At 29.0% G+C, this 26,772-nt stretch carries 29 protein-coding genes; 27 read left to right on the top strand and 2 right to left on the bottom strand.

The window, feature by feature from the left end; all coding sequences use genetic code 11:
- Nucleotides 1-6 precede the first annotated feature (6 nt).
- The 13 genes from eutJ (at nt 7) to N4A48_RS10080 (ending at nt 11,157) form a co-directional block, all read left to right on the top strand.
- Nucleotides 7-828: an ethanolamine utilization protein EutJ gene (eutJ, locus tag N4A48_RS10140; protein ID WP_293665800.1), complete on the top strand. Its 822-nt coding sequence runs from the start codon at nt 7-9 to the stop codon at nt 826-828.
- 11 nt (nt 829-839) lie between these two features.
- The gene (locus N4A48_RS10135) at nt 840-1,616 is read left to right on the top strand and encodes a flavoprotein (RefSeq protein WP_293665799.1); all 777 of its coding nucleotides are present in this window, start codon (nt 840-842) and stop codon (nt 1,614-1,616) included.
- A 9-nt stretch (nt 1,617-1,625) separates the two neighbouring features.
- A complete protein-coding gene (locus tag N4A48_RS10130) occupies nt 1,626-1,895 on the top strand; it encodes a EutN/CcmL family microcompartment protein (RefSeq protein WP_293665798.1) in 270 nt (89 codons plus the stop codon).
- A gap of 22 nt (nt 1,896-1,917) precedes the next feature.
- Nucleotides 1,918-3,333: an aldehyde dehydrogenase family protein gene (locus tag N4A48_RS10125; RefSeq protein ID WP_293665797.1), complete on the top strand. Its 1,416-nt coding sequence runs from the start codon at nt 1,918-1,920 to the stop codon at nt 3,331-3,333.
- A 16-nt stretch (nt 3,334-3,349) separates the two neighbouring features.
- A complete protein-coding gene (locus N4A48_RS10120) occupies nt 3,350-4,681 on the top strand; it encodes a 4Fe-4S dicluster domain-containing protein (RefSeq protein ID WP_293665796.1) in 1,332 nt (443 codons plus the stop codon).
- A 32-nt stretch (nt 4,682-4,713) separates the two neighbouring features.
- Nucleotides 4,714-5,262, top strand: coding sequence for a BMC domain-containing protein (locus tag N4A48_RS10115; protein WP_293665795.1), 549 nt, complete (start codon nt 4,714-4,716; stop codon nt 5,260-5,262).
- Nucleotides 5,263-5,551: 289 nt separating this feature from the next.
- Nucleotides 5,552-5,869 carry a carboxymuconolactone decarboxylase family protein gene (locus N4A48_RS10110; protein WP_293665794.1) on the top strand — a complete coding sequence of 106 codons (318 nt, stop codon included), beginning with the start codon at nt 5,552-5,554 and terminating at the stop codon, nt 5,867-5,869.
- A 142-nt stretch (nt 5,870-6,011) separates the two neighbouring features.
- Nucleotides 6,012-6,428, top strand: coding sequence for a YjdF family protein (locus N4A48_RS10105; protein WP_293665793.1), 417 nt, complete (start codon nt 6,012-6,014; stop codon nt 6,426-6,428).
- Nucleotides 6,429-6,567: 139 nt separating this feature from the next.
- Nucleotides 6,568-7,221: an HD-GYP domain-containing protein gene (locus N4A48_RS10100; protein ID WP_293665792.1), complete on the top strand. Its 654-nt coding sequence runs from the start codon at nt 6,568-6,570 to the stop codon at nt 7,219-7,221.
- Between the two features lie 332 nt (nt 7,222-7,553).
- Nucleotides 7,554-7,985, top strand: a complete 432-nt coding sequence (locus N4A48_RS10095; RefSeq protein WP_293665791.1) for a MarR family winged helix-turn-helix transcriptional regulator — start codon at nt 7,554-7,556, stop codon at nt 7,983-7,985.
- 47 nt (nt 7,986-8,032) lie between these two features.
- Nucleotides 8,033-8,437: a pyridoxamine 5'-phosphate oxidase family protein gene (locus N4A48_RS10090; RefSeq protein WP_293665790.1), complete on the top strand. Its 405-nt coding sequence runs from the start codon at nt 8,033-8,035 to the stop codon at nt 8,435-8,437.
- Between the two features lie 140 nt (nt 8,438-8,577).
- Nucleotides 8,578-9,660, top strand: a complete 1,083-nt coding sequence (locus tag N4A48_RS10085; RefSeq protein WP_293665789.1) for an NADH:flavin oxidoreductase — start codon at nt 8,578-8,580, stop codon at nt 9,658-9,660.
- Between the two features lie 222 nt (nt 9,661-9,882).
- A complete protein-coding gene (locus N4A48_RS10080) occupies nt 9,883-11,157 on the top strand; it encodes a DUF4179 domain-containing protein (RefSeq protein ID WP_293665788.1) in 1,275 nt (424 codons plus the stop codon).
- A 105-nt stretch (nt 11,158-11,262) separates the two neighbouring features.
- Here the strand turns inward: N4A48_RS10080 and N4A48_RS10075 are convergent, their stop codons facing one another.
- Nucleotides 11,263-11,571 carry a hypothetical protein gene (locus tag N4A48_RS10075; RefSeq protein WP_293665787.1) on the bottom strand — a complete coding sequence of 103 codons (309 nt, stop codon included), beginning with the start codon at nt 11,569-11,571 and terminating at the stop codon, nt 11,263-11,265.
- Between the two features lie 126 nt (nt 11,572-11,697).
- On the opposite strand from N4A48_RS10075, the gene N4A48_RS10070 reads away from it, so the two are divergent.
- From N4A48_RS10070 to N4A48_RS10005, 14 genes are all read left to right on the top strand, one after another.
- Nucleotides 11,698-13,413, top strand: a complete 1,716-nt coding sequence (locus N4A48_RS10070; protein ID WP_293665786.1) for a methyl-accepting chemotaxis protein — start codon at nt 11,698-11,700, stop codon at nt 13,411-13,413.
- A gap of 138 nt (nt 13,414-13,551) precedes the next feature.
- Nucleotides 13,552-14,712, top strand: coding sequence for a class I SAM-dependent methyltransferase (locus N4A48_RS10065; RefSeq protein WP_293665784.1), 1,161 nt, complete (start codon nt 13,552-13,554; stop codon nt 14,710-14,712).
- Nucleotides 14,713-14,793: 81 nt separating this feature from the next.
- A complete protein-coding gene (locus N4A48_RS10060; RefSeq protein ID WP_293665783.1) occupies nt 14,794-16,365 on the top strand; it encodes a glycoside hydrolase family 26 protein in 1,572 nt (523 codons plus the stop codon).
- A gap of 65 nt (nt 16,366-16,430) precedes the next feature.
- Nucleotides 16,431-17,204 (top strand): YwmB family TATA-box binding protein, encoded by a 774-nt coding sequence (locus tag N4A48_RS10055; RefSeq protein ID WP_293665782.1) that lies wholly within the window; start codon nt 16,431-16,433, stop codon nt 17,202-17,204.
- Nucleotides 17,205-17,220: 16 nt separating this feature from the next.
- Nucleotides 17,221-18,474 carry a UDP-N-acetylglucosamine 1-carboxyvinyltransferase gene (gene murA, locus N4A48_RS10050; protein WP_293665781.1) on the top strand — a complete coding sequence of 418 codons (1,254 nt, stop codon included), beginning with the start codon at nt 17,221-17,223 and terminating at the stop codon, nt 18,472-18,474.
- 56 nt (nt 18,475-18,530) lie between these two features.
- Nucleotides 18,531-19,508, top strand: a complete 978-nt coding sequence (gene spoIID, locus N4A48_RS10045) for a stage II sporulation protein D (RefSeq protein WP_293665780.1) — start codon at nt 18,531-18,533, stop codon at nt 19,506-19,508.
- An 85-nt stretch (nt 19,509-19,593) separates the two neighbouring features.
- Entirely contained in the window at nt 19,594-20,355 is a 762-nt protein-coding gene (locus N4A48_RS10040; RefSeq protein ID WP_293665779.1) for a M23 family metallopeptidase, read from the top strand.
- A 94-nt stretch (nt 20,356-20,449) separates the two neighbouring features.
- Nucleotides 20,450-20,713 (top strand): sporulation transcriptional regulator SpoIIID, encoded by a 264-nt coding sequence (gene spoIIID, locus N4A48_RS10035; RefSeq protein WP_293665778.1) that lies wholly within the window; start codon nt 20,450-20,452, stop codon nt 20,711-20,713.
- Nucleotides 20,714-20,813: 100 nt separating this feature from the next.
- Complete coding sequence (gene mreB, locus N4A48_RS10030) at nt 20,814-21,818, top strand: rod shape-determining protein MreB (protein WP_293665777.1); 1,005 nt, start codon at nt 20,814-20,816, stop codon at nt 21,816-21,818.
- Nucleotides 21,819-21,880: 62 nt separating this feature from the next.
- Nucleotides 21,881-22,981 (top strand): flagellar hook-basal body complex protein, encoded by a 1,101-nt coding sequence (locus tag N4A48_RS10025; RefSeq protein WP_293665776.1) that lies wholly within the window; start codon nt 21,881-21,883, stop codon nt 22,979-22,981.
- Nucleotides 22,982-22,996: 15 nt separating this feature from the next.
- Nucleotides 22,997-23,791 (top strand): flagellar basal-body rod protein FlgG, encoded by a 795-nt coding sequence (gene flgG / locus N4A48_RS10020; protein ID WP_293665775.1) that lies wholly within the window; start codon nt 22,997-22,999, stop codon nt 23,789-23,791.
- Nucleotides 23,792-23,804: 13 nt separating this feature from the next.
- Nucleotides 23,805-24,107, top strand: coding sequence for a rod-binding protein (locus N4A48_RS10015; RefSeq protein ID WP_293665774.1), 303 nt, complete (start codon nt 23,805-23,807; stop codon nt 24,105-24,107).
- 84 nt (nt 24,108-24,191) lie between these two features.
- Complete coding sequence (gene fabZ / locus N4A48_RS10010) at nt 24,192-24,623, top strand: 3-hydroxyacyl-ACP dehydratase FabZ (protein WP_293665772.1); 432 nt, start codon at nt 24,192-24,194, stop codon at nt 24,621-24,623.
- Between the two features lie 670 nt (nt 24,624-25,293).
- A complete protein-coding gene (locus N4A48_RS10005; protein WP_293665771.1) occupies nt 25,294-26,232 on the top strand; it encodes an AEC family transporter in 939 nt (312 codons plus the stop codon).
- Between the two features lie 24 nt (nt 26,233-26,256).
- Here N4A48_RS10005 and yyaC read toward each other — a convergent pair whose 3' ends face one another.
- The gene (yyaC, locus tag N4A48_RS10000) at nt 26,257-26,766 is read right to left on the bottom strand and encodes a spore protease YyaC (protein ID WP_293665770.1); all 510 of its coding nucleotides are present in this window, start codon (nt 26,764-26,766) and stop codon (nt 26,257-26,259) included.
- Nucleotides 26,767-26,772 lie beyond the last annotated feature (6 nt).

Raw genomic sequence — 26,772 nt, 5'->3', positions numbered from 1 at the left:
TAAATTATGGAATTATCAAATAAAAACGAATATATTGAAACATTTTATAATTTAATAAAGGAAGAAAAATGTAGTGAGTACAGTGGAGAGTTAAAAGTAGGTGTAGATTTAGGAACAGCAAATATTGTAATTTCAGTAGTTGATGAATGTGGTAAAGCAGTCGCAGGAGCATCTTTCGGAGCCTCTGTTGTAAAGGATGGATTGGTTGTAGATTATATTGGTGCTGTGGAGATTGTGAAGAAGTTAAAGAAGAAGGTTGAAGATATTTTAGGAGTTGAGTTAACGCACGGTGCAACAGCAGTACCTCCAGGAACTATTGGAGGGAATGCAAAAGCGATAGCTAATGTTTTAGAATCTGCCGATATTGAAGTTACAAATGTGATAGATGAACCTACTGCCGCTGCAACAGCTTTAGGAATTAAAGATGGTGCTGTAGTAGATGTAGGTGGAGGAACAACAGGAATAAGTATCTTAAAGAATGGAGAAGTAATATATACTGCTGATGAACCAACTGGAGGAACTCATATGACTTTAGTATTAGCAGGAAATTATAAGCTATCTTTTGAAGAAGCTGAAAAAGTCAAAAAAGATAAAAATAAGGAAAAAGATAATTTTATCATTATAAAACCTGTTATTGAAAAAATGGCAGCCATTGTTAAGAGACATATACAAGGATATGATGTTGAAAAAATATATATTGTAGGTGGAGCTTGTAGCTTTACTGAGTTTGAAAAAGTTTTTATAAAAGAAATTGGAATAGAAACTATAAAACCTAAGAGACCATTGTTGGTTACACCATTAGGGATTGCACTTAATTGTGCTAAGTGAGGTGATAGGTCTTGAATTTTGATCAAATGATTCAGTCGATTGTAGAAGAAGTATTAAAAAAGATACAATATGTTCCTAAAAAAGCAATTGTGGCATTCACTGGAGGAGATATTGGATTTGAAAAAAGTATATTACAGTTAAATAAATTAAAAGAAAATGGATGGGACTTAAAGATAGTTTTATCTAGTTCAGCAGAAAGAATTTTAGATATTGAAAAAATTAGAGACTGTTTTGGGACTAATAATATTTTTATTGATGGTGAAGTTTTAGATATAAAAGAGTTATATGAACATATGGATACCCTTATTATACCAACTTTGACAATAAACTCTGCAGCTAAGATATCAACAGGGATTTCAGATACACTACCTACACAACTTGCTGCAAGGTGTATTATGAATGGTACTCCAGTTATAGCAGTTAAAGATGATTGCGACTTGAACAATACTTCAAGAGTTAAACTAGGATATAATAGATTTCCTAATACATATTTTGAAATGATTAAAGGCCATATTGATAGAATTGAATCATATGGAGTGAAATTAATAGATATAGAAAATTTATATAATTATGCAATGAATATAAATAAAGCTTCAATAAATAATGAAAATGAATTAAAAGAGAGAGCTTATGATAGTGAGTGTATATTGAATAAGAAAATAATTTCTAGAGAAGATATTGTGATTAATAGTATGAAAAATAAAATTATTGTTCCACAAAATGCTATCATTACTTCTTTAGCTAAAGATGTAGCTCTTGAAAAAGGGGTTGAAATAATTAAAAGGTAGGTGCTAATCATGTATATAGCAAAAATAGTAGGTGTTGTAGTTGCAACAACTAAAAAAGAAGGATTAGTGGGAAAGAAAATGTTAATTGTTCAGCCTTTAGATACGGATTATAAATCAATAGGAAATATAGAAGTTGCTATAGATTCTGTAGGTGCAGGAGTAGGAGAAATTGTATTGGTTTCTATGGGAAGTTCAGCACGTCAAGTTTTTGAAGAAAACAATAGCCCTATAGATAGGGCTATTGTAGCAATAATAGATAATATAGAAGTCAATTCATAATAGGAGAGGAGATTATAAATAGATGTTAGGAAATATAAATATAGATGATATGGTAGCAATGATTATGAAAGAAATGAAATTAGATGTAGCACAGGGAAAAGATTGCAAAGTTGAAATGTTTAACAATAATTTAGGTGTATTTGAAAATATGAATGATGCTATTGAGGCTGCGAGTATAGCACAAAAGGAATTTTCAAAGTATAGCTTATCTAGAAGATGTGAAATCATAGAATCTATGAGAGAAGAATTAAGAAAAAATGTTGAAGCTTTTGCGAAAATGGGTGTAGAAGAAACAGGAATGGGAAGATTTGAAGATAAGGTTTCAAAACATAAGCTTGCTATAGAAAAAACTCCTGGAGTAGAAGATTTAAAATCAGAGGTGGATACTGGTGATGGAGGACTGACACTATATGAAATGTCGCCATTTGGTGTAATAGGAGCTATAGCACCTTCAACTAATCCAACAGAGACCATTATATGCAATAGTATTGGTATGCTTGCAGCTGGAAATTCCGTTGTATTTTCTCCGCATCCAGGAGGAAAAAAAGTTTCTGTTTTAGCTGTAGAAATTATAAATAAAGCTATTGAAAAGGTAAATGGACCTAAAAACTTAGTAGTTACTGTAAAAGAACCGACAATTGAAAGTACAAATGTAATGTTAAAGCATGAAAAAATCAATATGATTTGTGCTACAGGAGGGCCAGGAATTGTGAAAATAGCATTATCCTCTGGTAAAAAAGCAATTGGTGCGGGAGCTGGAAATCCACCTGCTTTAGTTGATGAAACGGCAGATATAAAAAAAGCGGCTAAAGATATTGTTGATGGATGTAGCTTTGATAATAATTTGCCGTGTACAGCTGAAAAAGAAGTTATTGTAGTAGACTGCGTAGCTGATGAATTAGTAGATTGTATGAAAAATTATCATGCCTTTGAAATTAAGGACAGAGAAACTTTAGAAAAATTAGAAAAATTAGTTCTAACAGAAAAAGGAACAATTAATAAAGCATTTGTAGGAAAAAATGCTGACTACATTATGAAGCAAATAGGAATTAATATAGACCCTAGTGTAAAAGTTATTTTTGCACAAGTACATAAAGATCATCCATTTGTTATTGAAGAACTTATGATGCCAATTCTTCCTATAGTAAGAGTAAAGAATATAGATGAAGGTATTGAACTAGGTGTAAAGGTAGAGCATGGAAATAGACATACGGCTATTATGCATTCTAAGAATGTAGACAGTCTAACTAAGTTTGCAAAGGCTGTACAAACAACTATTTTTGTAAAAAATGCACCCTCTTATGCAGGAATAGGATATGGATCAGAAGGACATTCAACATTCACTATTGCAGGTCCTACAGGAGAAGGCTTAACTTCTACAAAAACTTTTACTAGAAAAAGAAGATGTGTATTATTTGATGGATTTTCAATCAGATAGAAGCGAGGGATAGATTATGAATGAAAATTTTATTCATTTAATAAAGGAGGCTGGGATTGTCGGTGCAGGAGGTGCTGGATTCCCAACTCATATAAAATTAGATGCAAAAGCTGAATATGTAATTGTTAATGGTGCAGAATGTGAGCCTCTTCTTAAGGTAGACCAGCAGCTTATGGCGCAAAAAAGTGAGGAAATACTTATAGCATTAAACAAAATAGTTCATGAAACAGGTGCAAAAAAAGGAATCATTGCATTAAAGGGAAAATACAAAAAAGCCTTGGAAAATTTAAAGAAAAATATTACAGAATATGAAAATTCAGATTTGTTTAAGCTAAATAACTTTTATCCAGCAGGAGATGAACAGGTTACTGTATATGAAGTTTTGAAGAGGATTGTACCAGAAGGTGGGATTCCTTTAAATGTAGGTGTTATAGTCATTAATGTAGAAACCTTATTAAATGTATATAAGGCTATAGAGAACACTCCTGTAACAGATAAATATTTAACAGTTACAGGAGAAGTACATAATCCTATTACCTTAAAAGTACCTATTGGTATTTCAGTATTAGAGGCAATTGAGTTAGCAGGTTCAACTACAATAGATGAGTTTGAAGTAATTGATGGAGGCCCTATGATGGGGAAGATTATAGAAGATATACATCAGCTTATCAAGAAAAACACAAAGGGCTTGATTGTGCTTCCTAAGAATCATTCCTTGTTACTATCGAAAGCTAGAAGTATAGAGAGTATGTTAAAGCAAGCAAGAAGTTCGTGTTGTCATTGTTCTTTATGTACTCAAGCATGTCCAAGAAACTTATTAGGGCATAAATTGCATCCTGATAGATTAATGAGACTTGCAAGCTATAGTAGTACTTGCGATATAAATACAAAAGCTACAGATGCATTTTTATGTAGTGAATGTGGTCTTTGTGAAAAGGTATGTATTATGGGTCTTCAACCGTGGAAGCTAAATAATTTTTTAAAGGGACAGCTTAGTTCACAAGGAATAAAAAATCCAAATAAAAATATACCAAGCAAAATAAATACTTTCAGAGAATATAGAAAATTTCCAGTAAACAAGCTAAAGTCACGATTAGAAATAGAAAAATACGATTTAGATGCACCTATTACAAATGAAAATATAAAAGATTTCAAAAGAGTTGTAATGGACTTATCACAGCATATAGGTGTAAAAGTAGAGCCTGTAGTAAAGATAGGAGATCAAGTACATAAGGGGCAGTTAATAGGAGATATTCTTGAAAATAAATTAGGTGCAAAACTTCATGCAAGTATAGATGGATTTATAGAAGATATTAATGAAAAAAGTATAGTCATTTCTAAATTGTAATAATTCAAATTAGTAAAAAAGAGGAGATTATAATGAAAAGATCAATTGGACTAATAGAATTTAAAAGTGTTGCAAAGGGCATTGAAGCAACTGATTATATGGTAAAGTCTGCAAATGTTGAATTAATTTTGTCATCTCCATTATGTCCTGGAAAATATATTACATTGTTAAGTGGTGATGTTGGATCTGTAAAAAATGCTATAAAAGCTGGAGAAAATAATGGAGGCTCATTTATTATTGATAGCTATGTCATACCAAATGTACATAAAGATATATTTCCAGCACTTACAGCAACCACAGATGCTGAAAAAATATCTTCATTAGGAATTGTTGAGACAATGTCTGCAATTACAGCAATTATGGCAGGTGATATTGCTGCAAAGGCTGCGAATGTAAATTTATTAGAGGTAAGAGTAGCAAGAGGTCTTGGAGGAAAAGGTTTTATATTGCTTACAGGAGATGTGGGTGCTGTAAAAGCTTCAGTAAATGCTTGTGAGAGTCAATTACAAGAAACAGGAGATATAATCAGTACTGTTGTGATTGCATCACCAAGTAAAGAACTGATTAAGAAGCTGTTATAAACTTATTCCTACATGGTCACAAGAATTAAAGTATTCTAAGTTCCTTTTTTTCACTTTTAATTCCCATAATAAACCTTCCTTTACACTAAACAATAATCATATTATAGCATATAACTATAATGATATTCCAAGTATTGGATAATATGATATAATTACTCTATCTGTAATATAGGAAGATCGTTTTATCCGAAAGCTAAGAGTTCTAAGACTCCATCCTCTTCAGGTTGGAGTCTTAGAACTCTACAGCTTCTGGATTAGTTGAACTTGATTAAAAAGGAGGTATTTAATTATGAGTAAATCTTTGATTAGCAATTCATTTCAAGCTTTTACCAATGAAGCACCAAATCATTCAAAGGCATGGATGGAAGCAGTACAAAATCTAGATGCTGCAAGTGCTCTTGATAAAAAAACACAATCACTTGCATATATATCAGTTTTAGCAGCAACTAAACTAAGTAGTGGTATACCGTTTCATGTAAAACAAGCGAAAGCTAATGGTGCAAGTAGGGAAGAAATAATAAGTACTATATTATTAGGCTTACCAGCAGTAGGAAATGTAGTAACTGCATCACTTCCAATCGCATTAGAGGCATATGATAACGAGTAAATTCATGTAACTAAATTATGGAGATAAAAACACAGTTTCGGTTGGTAGTCCGAACCTAACTATGATTAATAGATAGCAGTAGCCTTCCCTCCTGGGGTCGTCCATTCTCCATTAATGATTATTAATCAGGAGGTATTAAAAAATGAAAGTAAGTACTAAATTAACAGTTCTATTTGAAAATCCTTTTTGGATAGGTATATTTGAAAGAACTTATAATGAAAAATATGAAGTTTCAAGAATTGTATTTGGTCCAGAACCAAAAGATTATGATATATATGAGTTCATTTTACAAGAATTTAAAAATATAAGATTTAGTAAGCCAATTAATGCTGATAAGAAAACGGATAAGAGAATAAATCCTAAAAGACTTCAGAGGAAAATAAAAAAAGATGTAAGTGATAATGGGATAGGAACTAAGGCACAACTTGCAATAAAACTTCAACATGAAGCTAATAAAATAGAGAAAAAGAAGAAATCAAAAGAAAAAAAAGAAGAAGAAAGAAGAAAACAATTTGAATTAAAACAAAAGAAAAAGAAAGAAAAGCATAAAGGGCATTGATTGAAAAACTATATTTGTAACATGAATCAGTGTGTAGCCAGTAGACCAAATCTTTTCGAAAAATCAAGGGGGAAATTATAAATAAATATGATATAATTTATAAGGGATTTCAATTACGTGTTTGAGGAAGGGTAAACTTATGATTAGAGATTATATAAAGAAATTTAAAAGAAAAAAATTCTATCACGATATAATAGAAAGTCTTATAAGAGCTTTAGAAGCAAAAGATATATATACAAAGGGACATTCAGATAGAGTAGCTAAAATGGCTGAAGATATGTGTAAAGAATTAGGGATTAGAGGGAGAACAAAAGAAACAATTCATATAGCTGCACATCTTCATGATATTGGTAAAATAGGAGTTCCTGATGAAATATTAAATAAGCCAGGGAAATTAACTGATAATGAATGGGAAAAAATAAAACTACATCCTACTATAGGGCATGATATTTTGGGAAATTCAAAAGAATTAAAACAAATTTCCAAAATAGTACTTCACCATCATGAAAGATGGGATGGAGGAGGCTACCCTATGGGAATAAAGGAAAAAGAAATTCCAGTAGGATCTAGAATAATAGCTATATGTGATTCTATAGATGCAATAACCAGCAAAAGGTCATATAAAAATGCAATGAGCTGGGAATGTTGTAGAACCGAAATAGAAAAAAATTTAAGTATAATGTTTGATCCAACTTTTGGGAAAGCTGCGCTTAAACTTATTCCTACATGGTCACAAGAGTTAAAGTATCCCAAAAATCAGTGTGAATATAAATATGAAATCATAAAGAACTAGATTTTGATGAAACTTTTCAAAATCTAGTTCTTATTTTTATGCTATAGGATATTATATGATTTTGAATCTGTGGATAACATTGATAAAAAGACTGCACTTGAGACTATTTTTGAGCAACGGAGCCTGTTAGAGATCGTTGGCTACATGAGTCACCCCGTTAGCGAGTAGACGAATTTTTTATAACTAATAGGAAATTATAATCATATTCAAATTGTGGATAAATATAATTTTCGTTATGAGTTTAAAAAAAGTATTGAAGTTAATTCATATAAATGGTAAAATACGTATAAGATTAAATCGAATACGATTGGAAAGGGGATCTTGCTAAAGATATGGAAGATAGCATTTTAAAATTAGAAAATCAATTATGCTTTGCATTATACGCTTGTTCAAAAGAAATTATTAGGCTTTATAAGCCTATATTAGATGAATTTGGTATAACATATACTCAATATATCACCCTGCTTGCCTTGTGGGAAGAAGATAATATTGCTGTTAAAGATATTGGGTCTAAATTATTACTTCGCTCCAATACACTCACACCTGTCTTGAAGAAATTGGAAGGAATTGGATTAATTGAAAGAGTACGTAATAAAAATGATGAAAGAAACGTTTACATTAAATTAACCAATAAGGGTCTTGAGATGAAAGAAAAGGCAGTAATAATTCCACAAAATGCTTTTTGTCAAACTGGACTTAGCTTAGAAGAGTTGAAGCATTTAAGAGGACATTTGAAGAAATTATTAGATAATTTAATAGAATAAGATATATATAATCAAAATAAATATAATATTGAAAGGGGAGTTTTATTATGGAAAAAATTATTGAGTTCTTAGAAAAAAATAAATCAGGAGTTTTAGCTACATCACAAAACAACAGACCACATGCAAGACCTCAGCATGTTCACTTTATAAAGGATGGTAAATTTTATTTTACTACAGCAAATGTTAAGAAAGCTTATGAGCAACTTAAAGAAAATCCATATATTGAGTTTGTAGTAACTACAGAGGATTTTACTATTGTAAGGATAAGTGGTGAAATTAAGTTTACTAATAGTCTTGATGAAAAGCAAATGGTTATAGATAATGCTCCATTAGTTAAAAAAGGCTATCAAACAGCAGATAATCCACTGTTAGAAGTTTTTTACTTAGAGCATGGAGAAGCAAGCTTAACAAAATTATTCACAAAAGAGCCAACTGAAACTTTTACATTTTAAAACAGTACATTTAAAATCAAAGGTTATATGTTAGCATAAAAAAGTATTATTAGATATCTAATAATACTTTTGCTCTATAGTAAACTATAAGATTTTTATCTTGTAAATAATATTACTTGGAAATCTAGGAGGGCGAAAGAATGAATAAGAAAATATTTGATAAAATCAATTTAGGCGGTATAGAAGTTAATAATAGGATAGTTAGATCAGCTACAGGAGAGCTTATGGCTGATTCAAATGGATATGTGACAGATAAACTAATCAATATGTATGATGAACTATGTCAGGGGAATATAGGTTTAATTATTACAGGATTAACAGAAGTAGTAAAAGGAACTCAAACGCATACATTAATGAAAATTCATGATGACTCGTATATAGAAGGATTGAAAAAACTAACAGATTCAGTTCATGAAAAAAATAATAAGATAGTTGTACAGTTGGTGCATCACGGAGCACAAATACATGGGAATCCGGATTATATACCATATAGTCCATCTGGTGTTGGTGATGAGGGAGCAGCTTTTAAACCAAAGGAAATAAGTAAGGAAGAAATTAAAAAAATAGTTGAAGATTTTGGGGATGGAGCATTGAGAGCTAAAAAAGCAGGGTTTGATGGTGTTCAAATACATGGAGCTCACGGATATTTTTTTAGTAGATTTTTAACACCTTATTACAATAGAAGAAACGATGAGTATGGAGGAAGTATTGAAAATAGAATACTAATAATATTAGAAGCATATGAAAATATTAGAAGTAAGTGTGGAGAAGATTTTCCTATATTCATTAAGATGAATTCTTCTGATTTTGCAGAGAAAGATGGTCTTACTTTTGAGGATAGTAAAAAAGCAGCAAAGATATTTGCTAAGGTAGGTTTTGATGCTATAGAAATAAGTGGAGGAAATCTGAGAGGTAAGTGTTCTCCTGTAAGATCTGGTATAAAAACAACAGAAGATGAAGGTTATCATAAAGAATACGCAGATAGTATAGCTAAAGAAATAGATATCCCGGTTATCCTAGTAGGTGGATTTAGAAGCTTAGATGTAATAGAAGAAGCGTTAGAGAATACAAGCATAGAGGCTATTTCTATGTGTAGACCATTTATAAGAGAGCCTAAATTAATAACTAGATGGATAGATGGAGAAACTCAAAAATCAAAATGTGTATCATGTAATAAATGTTTCAATCCACGTGGAACAAGCTGCATATTTAATAAGAATTAGTTTATAAGTTAACTTTATTATTCATTTAACATACAAAGCACCATTATTTTAGGCTAAATAATAGTTTGAAATAATGGTGCTTTATTAATTTTTAAATAGTGGATTGTCAATTTGCCTAAACAATAATCATATTATAGTATATAATTACAATGACATTCTAAATATTGGATTATATGATATAATTTCCATAAATGTAGATAATTAAATATGTAGGAGGGAGATATGAATAATAAATATAAGTTTAATAAAAAAATAATAATTATCACCATAATTGTGTTAACTATAATACCTTTATCAATATATACCTATACAAGAACTTGGTATTTAGATAATATTATCAAAAAGTTTAATTTTAATGAAGCCTACAATATAGAGGATAAAGGAATACAAATGGCGATTAAGTCTGGTTTTATACAAAAAGTAGAAAAGTCTCAAGAAAAAGATGGATTGGAAGTTACAGTTGATAACATTATAGTGGATAAAAAAAGGATTAAGGTTTTTTATACTATAAAAAATAAATCAAACCATAAGTATATTAAAAGCATAGAGTATCACTTATATGATGAAAATAAAAAAGCTATAAAAGGGGGTACAAGCCCTTATATAACTTACGGAGATACAAATCTCAATAAGGTTAAAAGAATACATGATAGCTTTGATTTATTATTTTCTGAAGAATTGAAACATTTATCAAAAATTAAGCTAGATATAATACTAAATGAATCGGAGTATAATTCACAAGAATATGATGAAATGATAGAATCTAATAAATCTAAAGACGAAAAAGAGTCTAGTTATAAATATACTTTTTACATACCTATAGATAAGAAAATATTTGAAGCTAAAAAGAAGGTATATAGTGTAGATGAAGCTATAGATATTAAAAATCAAAAGATATATATAGATAATATTACAGTTTATCCAACTACTACAATTATTGATATAAGATATGATAAAGATAATACTATGAAAATATTTGAAATAAAAGATTTAAAAATATCAACCAATAATAAAGAGTATGATTTAGGTATAGATGGTTATATAAGTAGGAATAAAGGTGAAAATAGATCTTTATATTTTGAAAGTCCATATTTTGAAAATAATGAAAAGCTTTATGTAAAGGGGACTGGAATAAAGGCTATTGAAAAAGATAAATTAGAAGTAGTAGTTGATATCGAAAATAATAAATTAACCAAATCATCAATACCTGGATTAAAGCTTAAACAGATAAGATATGAAAAAGATGCATCATTTGAAGAAGAAAAATTATATGAGTTAATATTTGAGTGTGATAAGAATATATCCTTTGGGTTTGAATTTAAGGATAAAGATAATATATCATATCATGCTTATAGTGTGGGTCGCTCACAAAGAGAAGAGTATACAAACACACATATTAGTATACCCCAAAATATAAAGTATAAAAATCCTATAACATTAACAATAGATAATTATAATAATTTGATAAAGAAGCCTTTTAAAATAGAGGCAAAATAACTTTTTTGAAAATCATAACTAAAAGTATATTTATCTACAATTTAAAGATAAATCTAAGTTTCATATACCTTATATATGAGACTTAGATTTTAGTGTTCAAATATACTATCCAAAAAATTCAGGGTTTTCTATATAATCTGATCGGATTGCTTTTTGAAGTATAGTAAAATCTATCTTTTCATGATCATGTTCAAGATCACACTTATATCTATTTTTACATCCCATACATTCTATATACTGATTTGAATCTGCTTTATCCCTTGTATCAAATAAAAAAGGAACATTAGAGGTTTTGTTTATATCTTCAAAATTACTTGTATCTATCTTATAAACATAAACATACTTAGCTTCATATTTTAATAAAAAATCATTGCTATTGCAATTTGGACAAGATAAAGACTTATTTATATTCAAGTAAATCACCACCTTTTTGATAGTATCTCCTATAATGAAACAAAAAATTATAAGCGAATATAATAAATTAAAGAAGGATACAAGATAATGGGTACATCAAAAAAATACAACAGGGGTGAATTCAGAATGAATATAAGCATAAAAAATAGGTTGATTATATGCTTTGGGTTAATAATTATAATGATGATAGGCTTAAGTTTTTTTTCAATAAAATCAATTAATAATATAAATAAAAAATCTACAGAAAATATGAAGTTATGGTTTACTGGTGTAGACTCTCTACATTATATCAATGAAAATATAAGAGACTATAGACTTCACGAATTTAGACATATATCACTTAATGATAAAGATAGAATGCTAGAAGTCAAAAAAGAAATGGAAGATATAAAAGAGGATATAAGAAAATCGTTTAAAGATTATATGAAAACGGTTTACCTTGAAGAAGATAGAATATTAATTCAAGAATTTCAAAAAAACACTGAATCTTATCTTAAAATAAGCGATAAAATTATTAAGTTAAGTTCAGACTTAAATAAAAAGGAAGCTAATAAAATTATTTTAACAGAATCACTAAATAAATATAACGATATTAAAAGTAAAGACTCAGAATTAGATGAACATAAGAAAGAGATTTCTCAAAATAATACCAATGCTTCAATATATAATCATTTTGTAAAGATATTCATAATACTAACAATTATAATTATAATCATAAGTATATTCTTAGCATGGATTATAAATAAGAGTATAAGCAATAGATTAAATGGTATTATGATAAGCTTAAAGGAGACTAATGATTTTAATTTGAAGGTTAATGAGGATTTAATGAATAAATTTAAAAAACTTAAGAATAAAGATGAACTTTCAGATATAATAGATGAATTAGTTAAAGTGAGAAAATCTATTAGAAACATTATTAAAAGCATAAAAGATTTTTCGAATAATGTAGAATATAATGCAAAGAATATGTATAACAGCATTAAAGATACTTCAATAACATTTCAAGGTATAGCAGATGCAACAGATGATTTAGTAAAAGGTGCAACAGATCAAGCCATAAATGCAGAAGAAGCTGTATTAAAGCTTGATAATCTTTCTAAAAACATAGAGATAACAGCAGAAAATTCAGTAGAAATAGAAAAATATATAGATGAAATAAATAAAGCAAATGAAGAAGGAAATAGAGCTATATTAGGATTAAAAGAATCAATATCTGATAATATAATTACATTGTCAGAAGTAGTATCTCAAGTTGATATTCTTGATAATGAGTCAAACACAATAGGAGAAATTACAGAAACTATAAAAGCTATTGCAGATCAAACTAATCTACTAGCTTTAAATGCAATGATAGAAGCGGCAAGAGCAGGTGAAGCAGGGAAGGGATTTACTGTAGTAGCAAAAGAAATACAAAAATTAGCAGACCAAGTAAATAATAATGTTGATAGTATAGAAAATACTATTAATAATATTAAATTAGAAATTCATAGTACAAAACAAAAGATAGATGATTCAAAAGAAATAGTTTTAAATACAGAAAAGGCATCTAATATTACAGAAGAAAAATTTAAATATATTAGTAAAGCTATAAAAAATATAATTATACAAATAGATAATTTAATAAATAATATACAAAAAATAAATGATGATAAAAATATAGTTGTAGCATCAATCCAAGAAATATCAGCTGTTACACAACAATCAAGTGCTTCTACTGAGCAGATAAGTGCATCTATACAGCAACAAGCAGCTATAATAGAAGAAATATCTAATTCATCATATGAATTAGAAGAAATTACAAAAGAATTAAAAGACATAGTTAATGAATTTAAAATATAAGAATAGTAGTAGGTTTGTACTTTGATAGATAAAATGATACTATATCATATATAATCAAGTGAAACTTATCCAGAAGCTGTAGAGTCTTGTAACTCTTAGCTTTTGGATTAAATATATCAAATAGAAAGAGGATATTTTATGAATAGTAATGATTTGATTAACGATATTATAAATGATAAAGAATTGATTCAAGCAGTTCTTAGCAATAAAAGAAATAAAGAATTAGATTACAACAAAATAAATATAAGGCCTATAAAAATAAAAAATGATTTTATGTACCAATTAACTTATGTATACTCTAATAAAGAAATACACAAGAATTTACTACCCAAAGACACTGTAGATGAAATAATAGAACATATAAATAAAAACTTTAAGCAAGCTCAGATGTACTGTATTAATAATGACTATCAAATACTTGTAAATAAAAAAGGTAAGGCTAATGTATTAAAGAAGAAAGCAACTAAAAAAACAGTGAATATATCTCATAATAGAAAGAAAAAATATATACTAGAAGAAGATGTTCCTTGTGATTTTCTTCAGTACCTTGGAGTTATGAATGAAAAAGGAAATGTAAAAAAACAAAAGAGAGATAAATTTAGACAGCTAAATAGATTTTTAGAGATGGTAAAGGATGTAGAAGCAAATTTTGATAAAAATAAGAGAATAAAGATTATAGATTTTGGTTGTGGAAAGTCTTATCTTACGTTTGCTCTTTATTATTATCTTGTTAAGATAGCTAAATTTAATGTAGAAATAGTAGGACTAGATATTAAAAAGGATGTTATAGAGTATTGTAATAAAGTCGCTAAGGAATTAAACTATGAGAATTTGAGTTTTCAAATAGGTAATATATCTGATTTTGATGAATTTACAGAGGTAGATATGGTAGTAACTCTTCATGCTTGTGATATAGCTACTGATATGGCACTATTTAAAGCTATTTGTTGGAATAGTAAGGTTATATTATCAGTTCCATGCTGTCAGCATGAGCTAAATACTCAGATAAAAAATGATTTATTAAGCCCTATGTTAAAGCATGGAATAATAAAAGAGAGATTATCGTCTCTTGCAACCGATTCAATAAGAGCAAATCTTCTTGAAATAATTGGATATAAAACTCAGATATTAGAATTTATAGAGACTGAGCATACTCCGAAAAATCTTTTAATAAGAGCTGTTAAGTATAAAGGGGAAATAGATAAATTTCTTATAGATGAATATAAACAATTTAAGAAATTCTTAAATGCAAGTCCATATTTAGAAAAGTTGCTTGTGGAGAATAATATAATAAAATGAAATTAATTATCAAAAAAGATATATATAGTTTAAAAATAACTTTAATTAAGTTATAATATAGTGGACTAAGGAGGGGTGTTGATGAGAAAACTATATTTATATGTAATTATATTTATTTTTGTATTTAGTATTAATATAAAGACTACATACGCTGTAGAATATGGAAGAAATAATGCTACAAATATATTAAATGGACAGATATCTGATAATAATCAATTTAATGAATGGGATGACTTTCATCAGGTGGTTAAAATAAATGAATACACTAATGAATATATAAATTATCCAAAAGGGTATTCAATACAGTTTGCAAATTATATGAAATTAGATACAAGTGAATCTTTATATAAGACAAGCTTTGCAGATGGAAATAGTATAATGGAAGTATACTATGACAAGGTTAATTTTAATGTTTACACTAATTATAGTAATAAATTTTTATATAATAGAGAGTACCATAATCTTGAATCTGACAAAAGGATCAATATTAATGGTAAAAATATAAGAATTATAAAGTGGAGTAGAAAAAAACTCAATAGACTTGATAAAGATTATAATTACTATGCAAGTGCTGAAATAAAGAAAAATAACAATGAGGTTTATACAGTTATACTAAAATCTCAACAGCCTATAGAGTATTTTGAGTCTCTTGTTGGGACTATAAAGTTTTTTGAACCAAAGGGAACTGCTAGAATAAATAAGATGTATGATAATAAACATAAGCAATGGAATAATCCTACTAAAGAATTTTATAACAACTATTTGACTAGTTCTGATAAAGTAAGCTTTGGAATATTTGAGCCTACAGCTCCTACTAATATGAATTATTTACATAGCTTACAAGATAGACTAGGTTATGATTTTTCCGTATTAGTAAAATATCATTCTTTAGATTCAAAACTAGATATAGACGAACTTAAAAGAGCTTATAATGATAAGAAAATAGTTGAGCTTACACTTCAAACATCAAAAGCAGATTTATCGCTTCCAGTGAATAAAAATATTAGCTACGATATATTGGATGGAGAGTATGATCATTGGCTTAGAAACTATGCTAAGAAAATTAAAAAATTTGGAAAGCCTGTTCTATTTAGATTAAACAATGAGATGAATGGAGATTGGTGTACATATTCTTCTTATTATTACTCAAAGGATACATTGATATTTAATGAACTTTGGAAATATGTATATAAGATATTTGAAGATGAGGGAGTGGAGAATGTAATTTGGGTATGGAATCCTAATGATAAGTCTTTTCCTAACTTTTCTTGGAACCACTATTTAAACTATTATCCTGGTGATGAGAATGTAGATGTTATAGGTCTTACAGGTTATAATACAGGGAATTATTACAAAGGTGAAGTTTGGAGAGAGTTTGATAATATATATACTCCAGTATATGAAGAATATACTAAATTATTCAAACAACCCTTTATGATAACAGAGTTTGGGTCTAATGATGTTGGTGGAGATAAAATAAATTGGGTAAACAATATGTTTGATACAATACACAATTATCCTAGAATTAAAATAGCTATATGGTGGAATGGAATAGATTGGGATAAAAATGGAAATCCAGCTAGAACGTATAGACTAGATACTAATGAAGAGTTAATGAATGCATTCAAAAATGGATTTCAAAAAATAAAATAATAAATGTATAACCCCCTTTAAATTGTCAATAATCAAAATAGATACAATTTAAAGGGGGATTTATTATGAAAAAAGTACTTGGAGTTATAATAATATTAGTTTTATTTTTTAGTATGATATCATCAGCTGAACAAGTTAATTTAGACGATAATCAAAAGGATAGAAATGATTATGAACTTATATTAGATTCTTTTGAGAAGACGGGTTCTACTTTTGACAATTACAATATAAATGCTCATGCTATGATGGATAATGAGTTTTTAAGCTTTGAGGAAATGGATAAAATAGTTAATGAGATTGTAGCTAAGTTTGGTATTGATAAAGAAAGAATGGAATACACAAGAAGTGAACAAAAAGATTTCAGACAAATATATGTATATGACAGAAATAGCCAAAATAAAGCAGAACGAGGTATATCCATTATAATCGATAGCGAAAAATGTCAAAGTATGGAACAAACTCATATTATAGTTGACATTAACACGAATCAAGTGTATAAAGGTATAGTAGAGGATTATATTAAACTTAAAAATAATTTAAAAAAATATTCAAAAAATATAGATGTATATTCTTGTATATGTGGATTTTTTGAAGGAAAAATAGATGAAAAATGTTATAATAATATAGTGGACGATATATTATCTAGTTTAGATGCGCAAAAAAAGGATGAAATACAAGATGATAATATATTATCAACAACAGGATACACTAAAAATTTAGGAAATTGTATAGAGTACGGTGAAGATAAGATAAATGTAAACGCTTCTGTCAGATATAGTGAATATGATGATAAGACTTTTGTGTATATAGGTACACCTCTTATAACATTAGAATATTAGGAAGGGACTGAAAAAAGTGTCGAAGATAGTAGTTAGAAAAAGTCAACCTTTAAAGGGAACAGTAAAAATAAATGGAGCGAAGAATGCAGTTCTTCCAGTTATAGCAGCAACACTTCTTGCAAATGGAAAATCAGTATTAAAGGGAGTACCAAACTTAAGAGATGTGCATGTAATATCAGATCTTTTAAGACATTTAGGTGCTAAAGTAGAATTTAATGAAGATGTACTTACAGTAGATGCAACAAATATAGATACATGTGAAGCACCTTACGAGCTTGTAAGAAAAATGAGAGCATCATTTTTAGTAATGGGACCGTTACTTGCTAGATTTAAAAGTTCTAAAATATCAATGCCAGGAGGCTGTGCTATAGGAACAAGACCTATAGACCTTCATCTTAAAGGATTCAAATCTTTAGGAGCTCAAATTGAAATGGATCACGGATTTATAGAGGCTAAAGCGGATAAGTTAGTAGGAACTAAGTTATATCTTGATTTTCCATCTGTTGGAGCTACTGAAAATATTATGATGGCAGCTGTATTTGCAGAAGGAACTACTATAATAGAAAATGTTGCAGAAGAACCTGAAATAGTTGATTTAGCTAATTTCTTAAATGAAATGGGAGCAAATATTAAAGGTGCAGGAACTAATACTATCAAGATTAAGGGTGTAAAAGAGCTTAAAGGAGCTACTCATACTGTAATACCTGATAGAATTGAAGCTGGAACTTATATGGTAGCAGCAGCTATAACTAAAGGAGATGTATTAGTAGACAATGTATTAATAGACCACTTAAAACCTACTATTGCAAAGCTTAGAGAGGTTGGATGTGAGGTCCATGAAATGGATAATTCTGTAAGGGTTATAGGTCCAGATGAAATAAAGCCTACTGATATAAAAACTCTTCCTCATCCAGGTTTTCCAACTGATATGCAATCTCAGTTTATGGCACTTTTAAGTGTTTCAAGAGGAACTGGTGTAGTTATAGAGACTGTATTTGAAAATAGATTTATGAATGTACCAGAGCTTAAGAGAATGGGCGCAAATATAAAGATAGAGGGAAGAAGTGCAGTAGTTCAAGGAGTAAATCAGCTTCAAGGATCTACTGTTAATGCAACTGATTTAAGAGCAGGAGCTGCCTTAATACTTGCAGGACTTGTATCTGAGGGTGAAACTATTATAGGTGATACATATCATATATTTAGAGGTTATGTGGATATAGATAAGAAGTTAAATAATTTAGGTGCTAATATAGAAATTATAGAGGAATAATAATATAAGGGTTTTCATAGACTTTATTGATAGAGATAATCAAAGGAGGAGAGTCTATGAAAAACCCTTTTTTAGTTGTTATATATACTTTTTTAGTGATAATAGTTTTACCTGTAATACTAACTATTGGAATGTATAAGGATGATATATTTCAAAAAAAAGTTGTACAAACTAAAAAAACTAATTCCATAAACATAAAAGTTTATAACACAAAAACAGATAAGGTAGAAGATATGGATATTGAGGAGTATCTATATAATGTAGTTGCATCTGAAATGCCAGCAAGCTTTGATCAAGAAGCTCTAAAGGCACAGGCTATAGCGGCAAGGTCCTATGTTTTTCATAAAATTGAAAGTGGAGGAGATAAAATACCTCAGCATAAAGGAGCTGTAGTATGCACAGATCATAGGCATTGCCAGGAATATCTAGATACGAAAACTCTTGAGAAATTACATAATAAAAAATGGATGAATGAGTCGTTTTCTAAAATAAAAAAAGCTGTAGATGATACTAAGGGAATGGTACTTATGTTTGAAGCAAGAACTATACAACCTCTATATCATTCAACAAGTGGAGGTAAAACTGAGAATTCTGAAGAAGTATTTAGCTCTAGTCTTCCTTACTTAAGATCTGTTGATAGCCCATATGAACAAGAATCACCAAAATTTAGAGCAAATATGAAGATAAGTAAGAATGATTTTATAAATAAATTCAAGGGTATTGGAATTGTATTATCTGATGATATTGACAAAGATATAGAAGTTATATCAAGAAGTGAAGGCGGTTCTGTAAAAGAAATAAGAGTAGGGAAAAGTGTTATAAAGGGAAGTAAAGTTAGAAGTATACTGGGTCTTAATTCATCTGATTTTAATATAAAAGTAGATAAAAATTTTGTAAATATATTGACTAAGGGGTATGGTCATGGAGTAGGAATGAGTCAATGGGGAGCAAATGGAATGGCTCATAAAGGTTATAAATATGATGAAATATTAAAGCATTACTTTAAAGGAGTAAGTATAGAAAATAAGTATTGAAGGACTAAATAAGTCCTTCTTTTTTTGTGCAGTAAAAAGTATATAATTTAAAAATTCGGTAAGAATATAGATGGAGGTGAAAGTCATGGATAACAAAAAAAATAAATTCAAAAAATTATTAGAGAAAGATGGGTTTTATCTAGTTCTATTTGTCTGTGTGTGTTTAGTAGCAGTAACTGCTGTATGGGTAACTAAAAACAGTATAGACAATATAGCATCTCAGAATGGGTTTGTGAACTACGAACAAGGAGAGATTATAGATGATGATAAAGTAGCTAGCAATGACGAGGATGAGATTCATCTAATAAAAGAAGATGAGAAAGCTGTGCCTACAGCAACAAATTCTAATCAAAACTTAGCTAAGGCAAAGGAAAAATTAAAACAGGAAAACCAAGCTAAAAAAGACCCTGATACAGAAGTTGCAAAAACTACAACAATAAAAGCTATTATGCCAGCTCAAGGTAAATTAGGAAGAGATTATTCTGATAATAAACCTACTTACTCTGCTACGTTAGAACAATGGGAGCTACATAAGGGAATAGATATACAAGCTAAAGAAGGAACCCCTGTAAGTGCTTTTATGGATGGAGAAGTATTAGAGGTATTAAAGGATAGTATGCAAGGAATAACTGTTAAACTAAAGCATCAAGATAATATAGTAAGTGTTTATAGCAATCTATCTTTAGACACTAAAGTTCAAAAAGGTCAGATGATAAAGTGTAAAGATATTATAGGAAATATAGGGAACACATCTATAATAGAAAGTAAAGAAGGTCCTCACTTACACTTTGAAGTTTTAAAAGATAATAAAAACATAGATCCTTTATCTATGATAAATTCTAATTAACAGGCTTAACCTTTAAATAAGGTTAAGCCTGTTCTATTTTTTGTACAAAACACATATATATGATTAAAGACTATTCCTTTAAGGAGGGGGACCGTTGAAGGCATATATAGAAGAAAGAACAGTAACCATAGCCAAGTATATAATAGAGAAAAAAACTACAGTAAGAGAAACTGCAAAGAGATTTGGAGTTAGCAAAAGTACAGTACATAAAGATATAACTGAAAGATTAGAATCTGTAAATCCAGTACTTGCTGAAGAGGTAAAGTATGTATTAAATAAAAATAAATCAGAAAGACATATAAGAGGAGGAATGGCTACAAAATTAAAATATGAGAGTACTAGTAAAAATACAGGATAATTATACCTGTATTTTTTTCTTGACGAAATACAAATTTTTGTATATTTTTGTAGAAGGAAGATATATAGAATAATTTAAACGAAAGGTAGGGACAAGTTTAATGGTTAATCCAAGTATAGGAATAGACTTAGGTACAGCAACGGTTCTTGTTTATGTAAAAGGTAAGGGGATAGTTTTAAAAGAGCCGTCTGTAGTTGCTATAGATACGAAAACAAAAAAAGTTTTAGCTGTTGGAGAAGAAGCTAGAAGAATGATTGGAAGAACACCTGGGAATATAGTTGCTATAAGACCTCTTAGAGATGGAGTAATATCTGATTATGATGTTACAGAAAAAATGCTTAAATACTTTATAGATAAGGTTATAGTTAAAAAAGGTTTTTTTAAATTCTTTAAACCAGAAATAGTTGTATGTGTTCCATCAGGAGTTACAGAAGTTGAAAAAAGAGCTGTTGAAGAAGCTACAAAACAAGCAGGAGCAAGACATGTAGATTTGATAGAAGAACCAACGGCTGCAGCAATAGGTGCGGGACTTGACATATCACAAGCACAAGGTAATATGGTTATAGATATAGGAGGTGGAACAACTGATGTAGCTGTAATATCATACGGTGGAAATGTTGTAAGTACTTCTATAAAGGTAGCAGGAGATAAATTTGACGAAGCTATAATAAAATATATGAGAAAAAAACATAGCTTGCTTATAGGAGAAAGAACAGCTGAGCAAATTAAAATGAATATAGGAATAGCATATCCTAAAGAGGATGAAGAAACTATGCAAGTAAGAGGTAGAAATTTACTATCAGGATTACCTACTACTATAGAAATAAGTTCGAGCGAAATGCTAGAGGCTTTAAATGAATGTACATTACAAATAGCAGATGCAGTACATAGTGTACTTGAAAAAACACCTCCAGAATTATCTGCAGATATAAGTAATAAAGGAATAGTAATGACAGGTGGAGGATCTTTGCTTTGGGGATTTGATAAATTAATATCTAAAAGGACGGGCATTGATGTATATGTGGCAGAGGATGCTGTATCTTGTGTTGCTAAAGGAACAGGAGAAGTTCTTAATTCTGGAATGTTAAAAAGTATTAGAAAATAAATTAAACTTTTTTATCATTCATGCCGAAGTATAATTAGTAAAAACTTTTTTGGAGTGATATTATGTTTAGAGGACTTTATACTGTAACATCGGGAATGCAAACTAATCAAAAAAAACTAGATGTTATTAGTAATAACATCGCAAATGCTAATACGTCTGGATTTAAAAAGGATGTAGTAATTTCAGAAGCTTTTCCAGAGATGCTAATTAGTAAGATACATGGTAAAATGGGAAGTGATTTAAACACACAATATAATAACCTAAAATTAGACATTAAAAGAGATGGACAAGGATTTTACCTTAAATCTAATAAAGGATTTTTTACTGTGGATAGTTCTATGGGTACAAGCTATAATAAGTCAGTAAAATTTAGTGTAGATGAAGAAGGATATTTAAAAACATATACTAGAGACATAAATAAAGGAATAGATACTAGTACAGGATTTTATGTACTAGATTCTGAAAAGAAAAAAATAAAAGTTGATAATAATGATATTCAAATTGATGATAAAAATGGAAACGTAATATCAGGTGGAAATGTAGTAGCAAATCTTATTCATAAGCCGTCTAAGAATGTTATAGGAACTATAAATGGAGGGCTAAGACTTGATAGAATTCAGACTAATTTTATTTCAGGACAGATGAAGCAAACTGATAATAAATTAGATTTTGCTATAAAAGGAAAGGGCTTTTTCAAGATTCAAACAGAAGATGGAATTAGATATACAAGAGATGGTTCTTTTGAATTAAATAATAAAGGTGAACTAGTTAATGCAGATGGAAATCATGTTCTTGGAAAAGAAGGCATAATAACTATTGATAAAGAATTTAAGATAAGTAAAAGTGGAGAAATATATATAAAGGATGAAGAGTATGGAACAGATGAATACTATGAAAAATTAGATATAGTAAATGTATTGAATGTCAATGCCTTTAGAAAAGAAGGAAACAATCTATATCAGATAGAGGAAGGCATAGATCCAAATGAACAACAATTTGACGGAGATCTTCTTCAGGGATTTATTGAGACTTCTAATGTAAATTCAGTAAATGAGATGGTAGATATGATTACTGTATTTAGAGAATATGAAAGTAATCAAAAAGTTGTAAAAGCCTATGACGAAATATTGGGAAAGGCTGTAAATGAGATAGGAAAAGTTTAATTGGAGGTGTAAATTATGAGAGCGTTATGGACAGCTGCTAGTGGAATGAAGTCACAGCAACTAAATATGGATAATATTTCTAATAACTTGGCGAATGTGAATACTACAGGATATAAAAAGCAAAGAATAGAGTTTAAGGATTTACTATATGAAAATATAAAAAAATCTAATTTAGTAGAGGGACAAGGTAGTCCATCTAATTTGCAAATAGGACATGGTGTTATGGCATCTGCTACTAGTAGAATATTTGAAAATGGAAATCTTGAAAGAACTGAGAATCCAACAGACTTAGCTCTTGATGGGAAAGGATTCTTTGCAATACAATCTCCTAATGGTCAAAATCTATATACAAGAGATGGATCATTTAAGTTAAGTGTAGATGAGGATACTAAAAAGCTTGTTACAACAGAGGGCTATACAGTTTTATCTGCGGATGATGATGAGATAATAGTAGAGAATGGTCAAACAGATTTAACTGTAGATGCAAGTGGTATGGTTACAGTTAAAAACTCAGATGAAGAATTTGAAGAACTAGGTCAAATTAAGGTAGTTCAATTCTTAAATCCATCTGGTCTTGAAGCAGTAGGTAAAAACTTTTATAAGTCTACATCTGCCTCTGGAGAAGAAGTAGTTCTTGATGAAGAAGATGCACAAACTAGTATATATCAAGGATTTTTAGAAACTTCAAATGTACAAGTAGTAGATGAGATGATAAAAATGATAACAGCTCAAAGAGCATATGAAATGAATTCAAAGTCTATACAAACAGCAGATGATATGATGCAAATGGCTAATAACCTTAGAAGATAGGTTGGTGATTTGAGTGAATATTAATAATAATTATACAAACTTAGAATTATTAAAGAAGAAAGCTGAGAATAATAAACAAGATGATAAAAAGCTTATGAAAGCTTGTGAGGATATAGAAGCAGAGTTTTTAAAAATAATGCTAAAAGAAATGAAAAAGACTGTTCCTGAAGATTCTTTGTTTCAAAAGTCTCAGGGAAGAGAGATCTTTGAGGATTTATATACAGAAAACTTAGCAACTAAAACCTCAAAGGGATCTTCTTTAGGATTAGCTAAAAGTATATACGATCAATTTAATAAAACATATATAAAGAAATAGCCTTTATCTATTAGATATAGGCTATTTTTTATGGTATACTAATTATGAAATTAGTACTAGATACTATAAGGAGGTTTTAAAAATATGCTTAACGTAGATGAAATAAAAAAGATAATACCGCATAGATATCCTTTTTTATTAGTGGATAAGGTGGTTGAATTAGAAGAAGGCAAAAGAGCTGTTGGTATAAAAAATGTCACTGTAAATGAGCCGTTCTTTCAAGGACATTTTCTAGATTATCCTTTAATGCCAGGAGTTTTAATAGTTGAAGCTATGGCTCAAGTAGGAGCAGTTGCTATGATGAGCTTAGAAGAAAATAAAGGAAAACTAGGAGTTTTCACAGGGATAGATAAGGTTAGATTTAGAAAAGAAGTAAGACCAGGAGATATTCTTAGAATGGAAGTTGAAATGATAAATATGAGAAGAGGAATAGGAAAAGCAGAAGCTAAGGCTTATGTTGGAGAAGAATTAGCTTGTAGCGGAACTTTAATGTTTGCATTGGTTGATAAAAACTAAAATTCTAAGAACCATAGTTTAGTTTTAGCATCTAAGCGAAAAATGATACTTATTAAAATAACGATACTTAATTAATATTTTAATAAAACTAAAGACCGCGTCTTATTAGATCCCCTAAAACTTCATAAATTCACTATGTTCAAACAATGAAGTTTTTTAACGGGCATCTAAATGACGCAGTCTAAGTTTTATAGAAAAATATTAATCAAAAGTACCAAATATTCTAATAAGCATAGTTTGATAAGTTTTAGTTCTTAAGCAAAAAATGATACTTATTAAAATAACGATACTTAATTAATATTTTTATAAAACTAAAGACCACGTCTTATTAAATTCCCTAAAACTTCATAAACTCACTATGTTCAAACAATGAAGTTTCTTAACGGGCATTTAAACGACGCGGTCTAAGTTTTATAGAAAAATATTAATCAAAAGTATCTAACATTTTAATAAGCATCATTTTTAATTAGTGCTTGAATTGTGTGGTTTTAAACTTATGCAAAACAGGGAAAATATAAATAAAAACTTTTTTAAGTGATGGTGTATGTTAAATTATATGTTAACATGCAGATTTATTTTGGACTAAACGTAATCAATATATACGAATTTATAGACAAATTTTACAAAAATTATATATTATAGTAAGACAATGAACTTTGGAGGTATAATTATGAATTTTATGACTACATTTAATCAAGTATTCATGTTATTTGCACTAATATTAATAGGATATGCAGCAAATAAAAAAGAGCTTATAACTCAAAATCTAAATAAAGAACTGAGTAATATAGTTTTATATATAACACTTCCTGCTCTAATAATAAAATCTATGCAGTACGATTTTTCTAAGGAAATGTTAAAAAGCAGTATAGGAATAATAATAATATCCATATTCATGTATTTAATGTCAATATTAATATCTTTTTTTGTTATAAAGAACTTGGATGTAAGAGGAAAGATCAAAGATATAATACAATTTCTTATTATATTTCCAAATGTAGGATTTATGGGATATCCAGTTATAAGCTCAATTTATGGAGATCGTGGAGTATTTTATACAGCACTTTTCAATATGCCGTTTAACATATTAGTATGGAGTGTTGGCGTTATTATAATGTCTAGAAATTCTGATAAAGATAATAAAATAAGTATAAAGGAAATATTTATCAATCCAGGTATGTTTGCAATAATAATAGGATATATCTTGTTTTTATTATCAATAAAAATACCTACTCCAATATACAATATATTAAATGTACTTGCAAATACAACAACACCTATGTCTATGATATTGATTGGGTCAATACTAGCTGAATCTAGTATAAAACAAGCTCTTAAAAATAAGTATTTACTTATAGTTTCTTGTTTAAGACTTTTGATTATTCCGTGTATAGTATATTTTACTTTAAAAGAAGTATTTCATCTAAAGGGTTTATTATTAGGTATACCATCTATCGTATCTGCAATGCCAAGTGCTGCAAACTGTGCTATATTTGCAACGAAATACGATAATGATCATATATTAGCATCCCAAGGGATATTTATAACTACCTTATTATCCGTAATAACAATACCGTTAATCGTATTTCTAATGAATAGTAAATTATAATCCTAGTTAGCGAGTAGACGAATTTTATGATGATAGTATAATAGATGTTGCTATTAGCTCTGACATTTGCACGATGAAACTAAGACGTATGTTATTAAATGCAAATTTACTATTCTCATTAATTTCATCAACAATAGCTACTATTGAGTGATCCCCTATATGAGGAAGTGTTTTTCCGACTCCTTTTCCAGGAAGAATAGGGCCTTCTCTGATTTGAATATTGCCTATATTATTAACTTCTCCTAAACAAGCATCTATAGCTACAAAGTTAGCCTCAGGATGTTTGTTTTTTATATAACTTAGTGATTCATGAATATTCAAGGCATGAATAGGATTATCTAAAGTTCCATAAATAGGATGTTTATAATCGCTGTTTTTCAGCATAGTCCCAACTAGGGGTCCTAGAGAGTCGCCTATGCATCTATCTGTTCCTATACAAATTATAACCGTATTATCGTTGATTATAGTTGTTAAAATTTTTTTTAAAACACAAATGACGTTCTCGTCTTTATAATTTGCCTTAGCCAAATACACAGATAG

Origin of the sequence: Tepidibacter sp. (genome assembly GCF_025210165.1) — a bacterium.
Taxonomy (GTDB): Bacteria; Bacillota; Clostridia; order Peptostreptococcales; family Peptostreptococcaceae; genus Tepidibacter_A.
The sequence above is the reverse complement of the archived record's forward strand: the minus strand, read 5'-3'. Positions and strand labels throughout refer to the sequence as shown.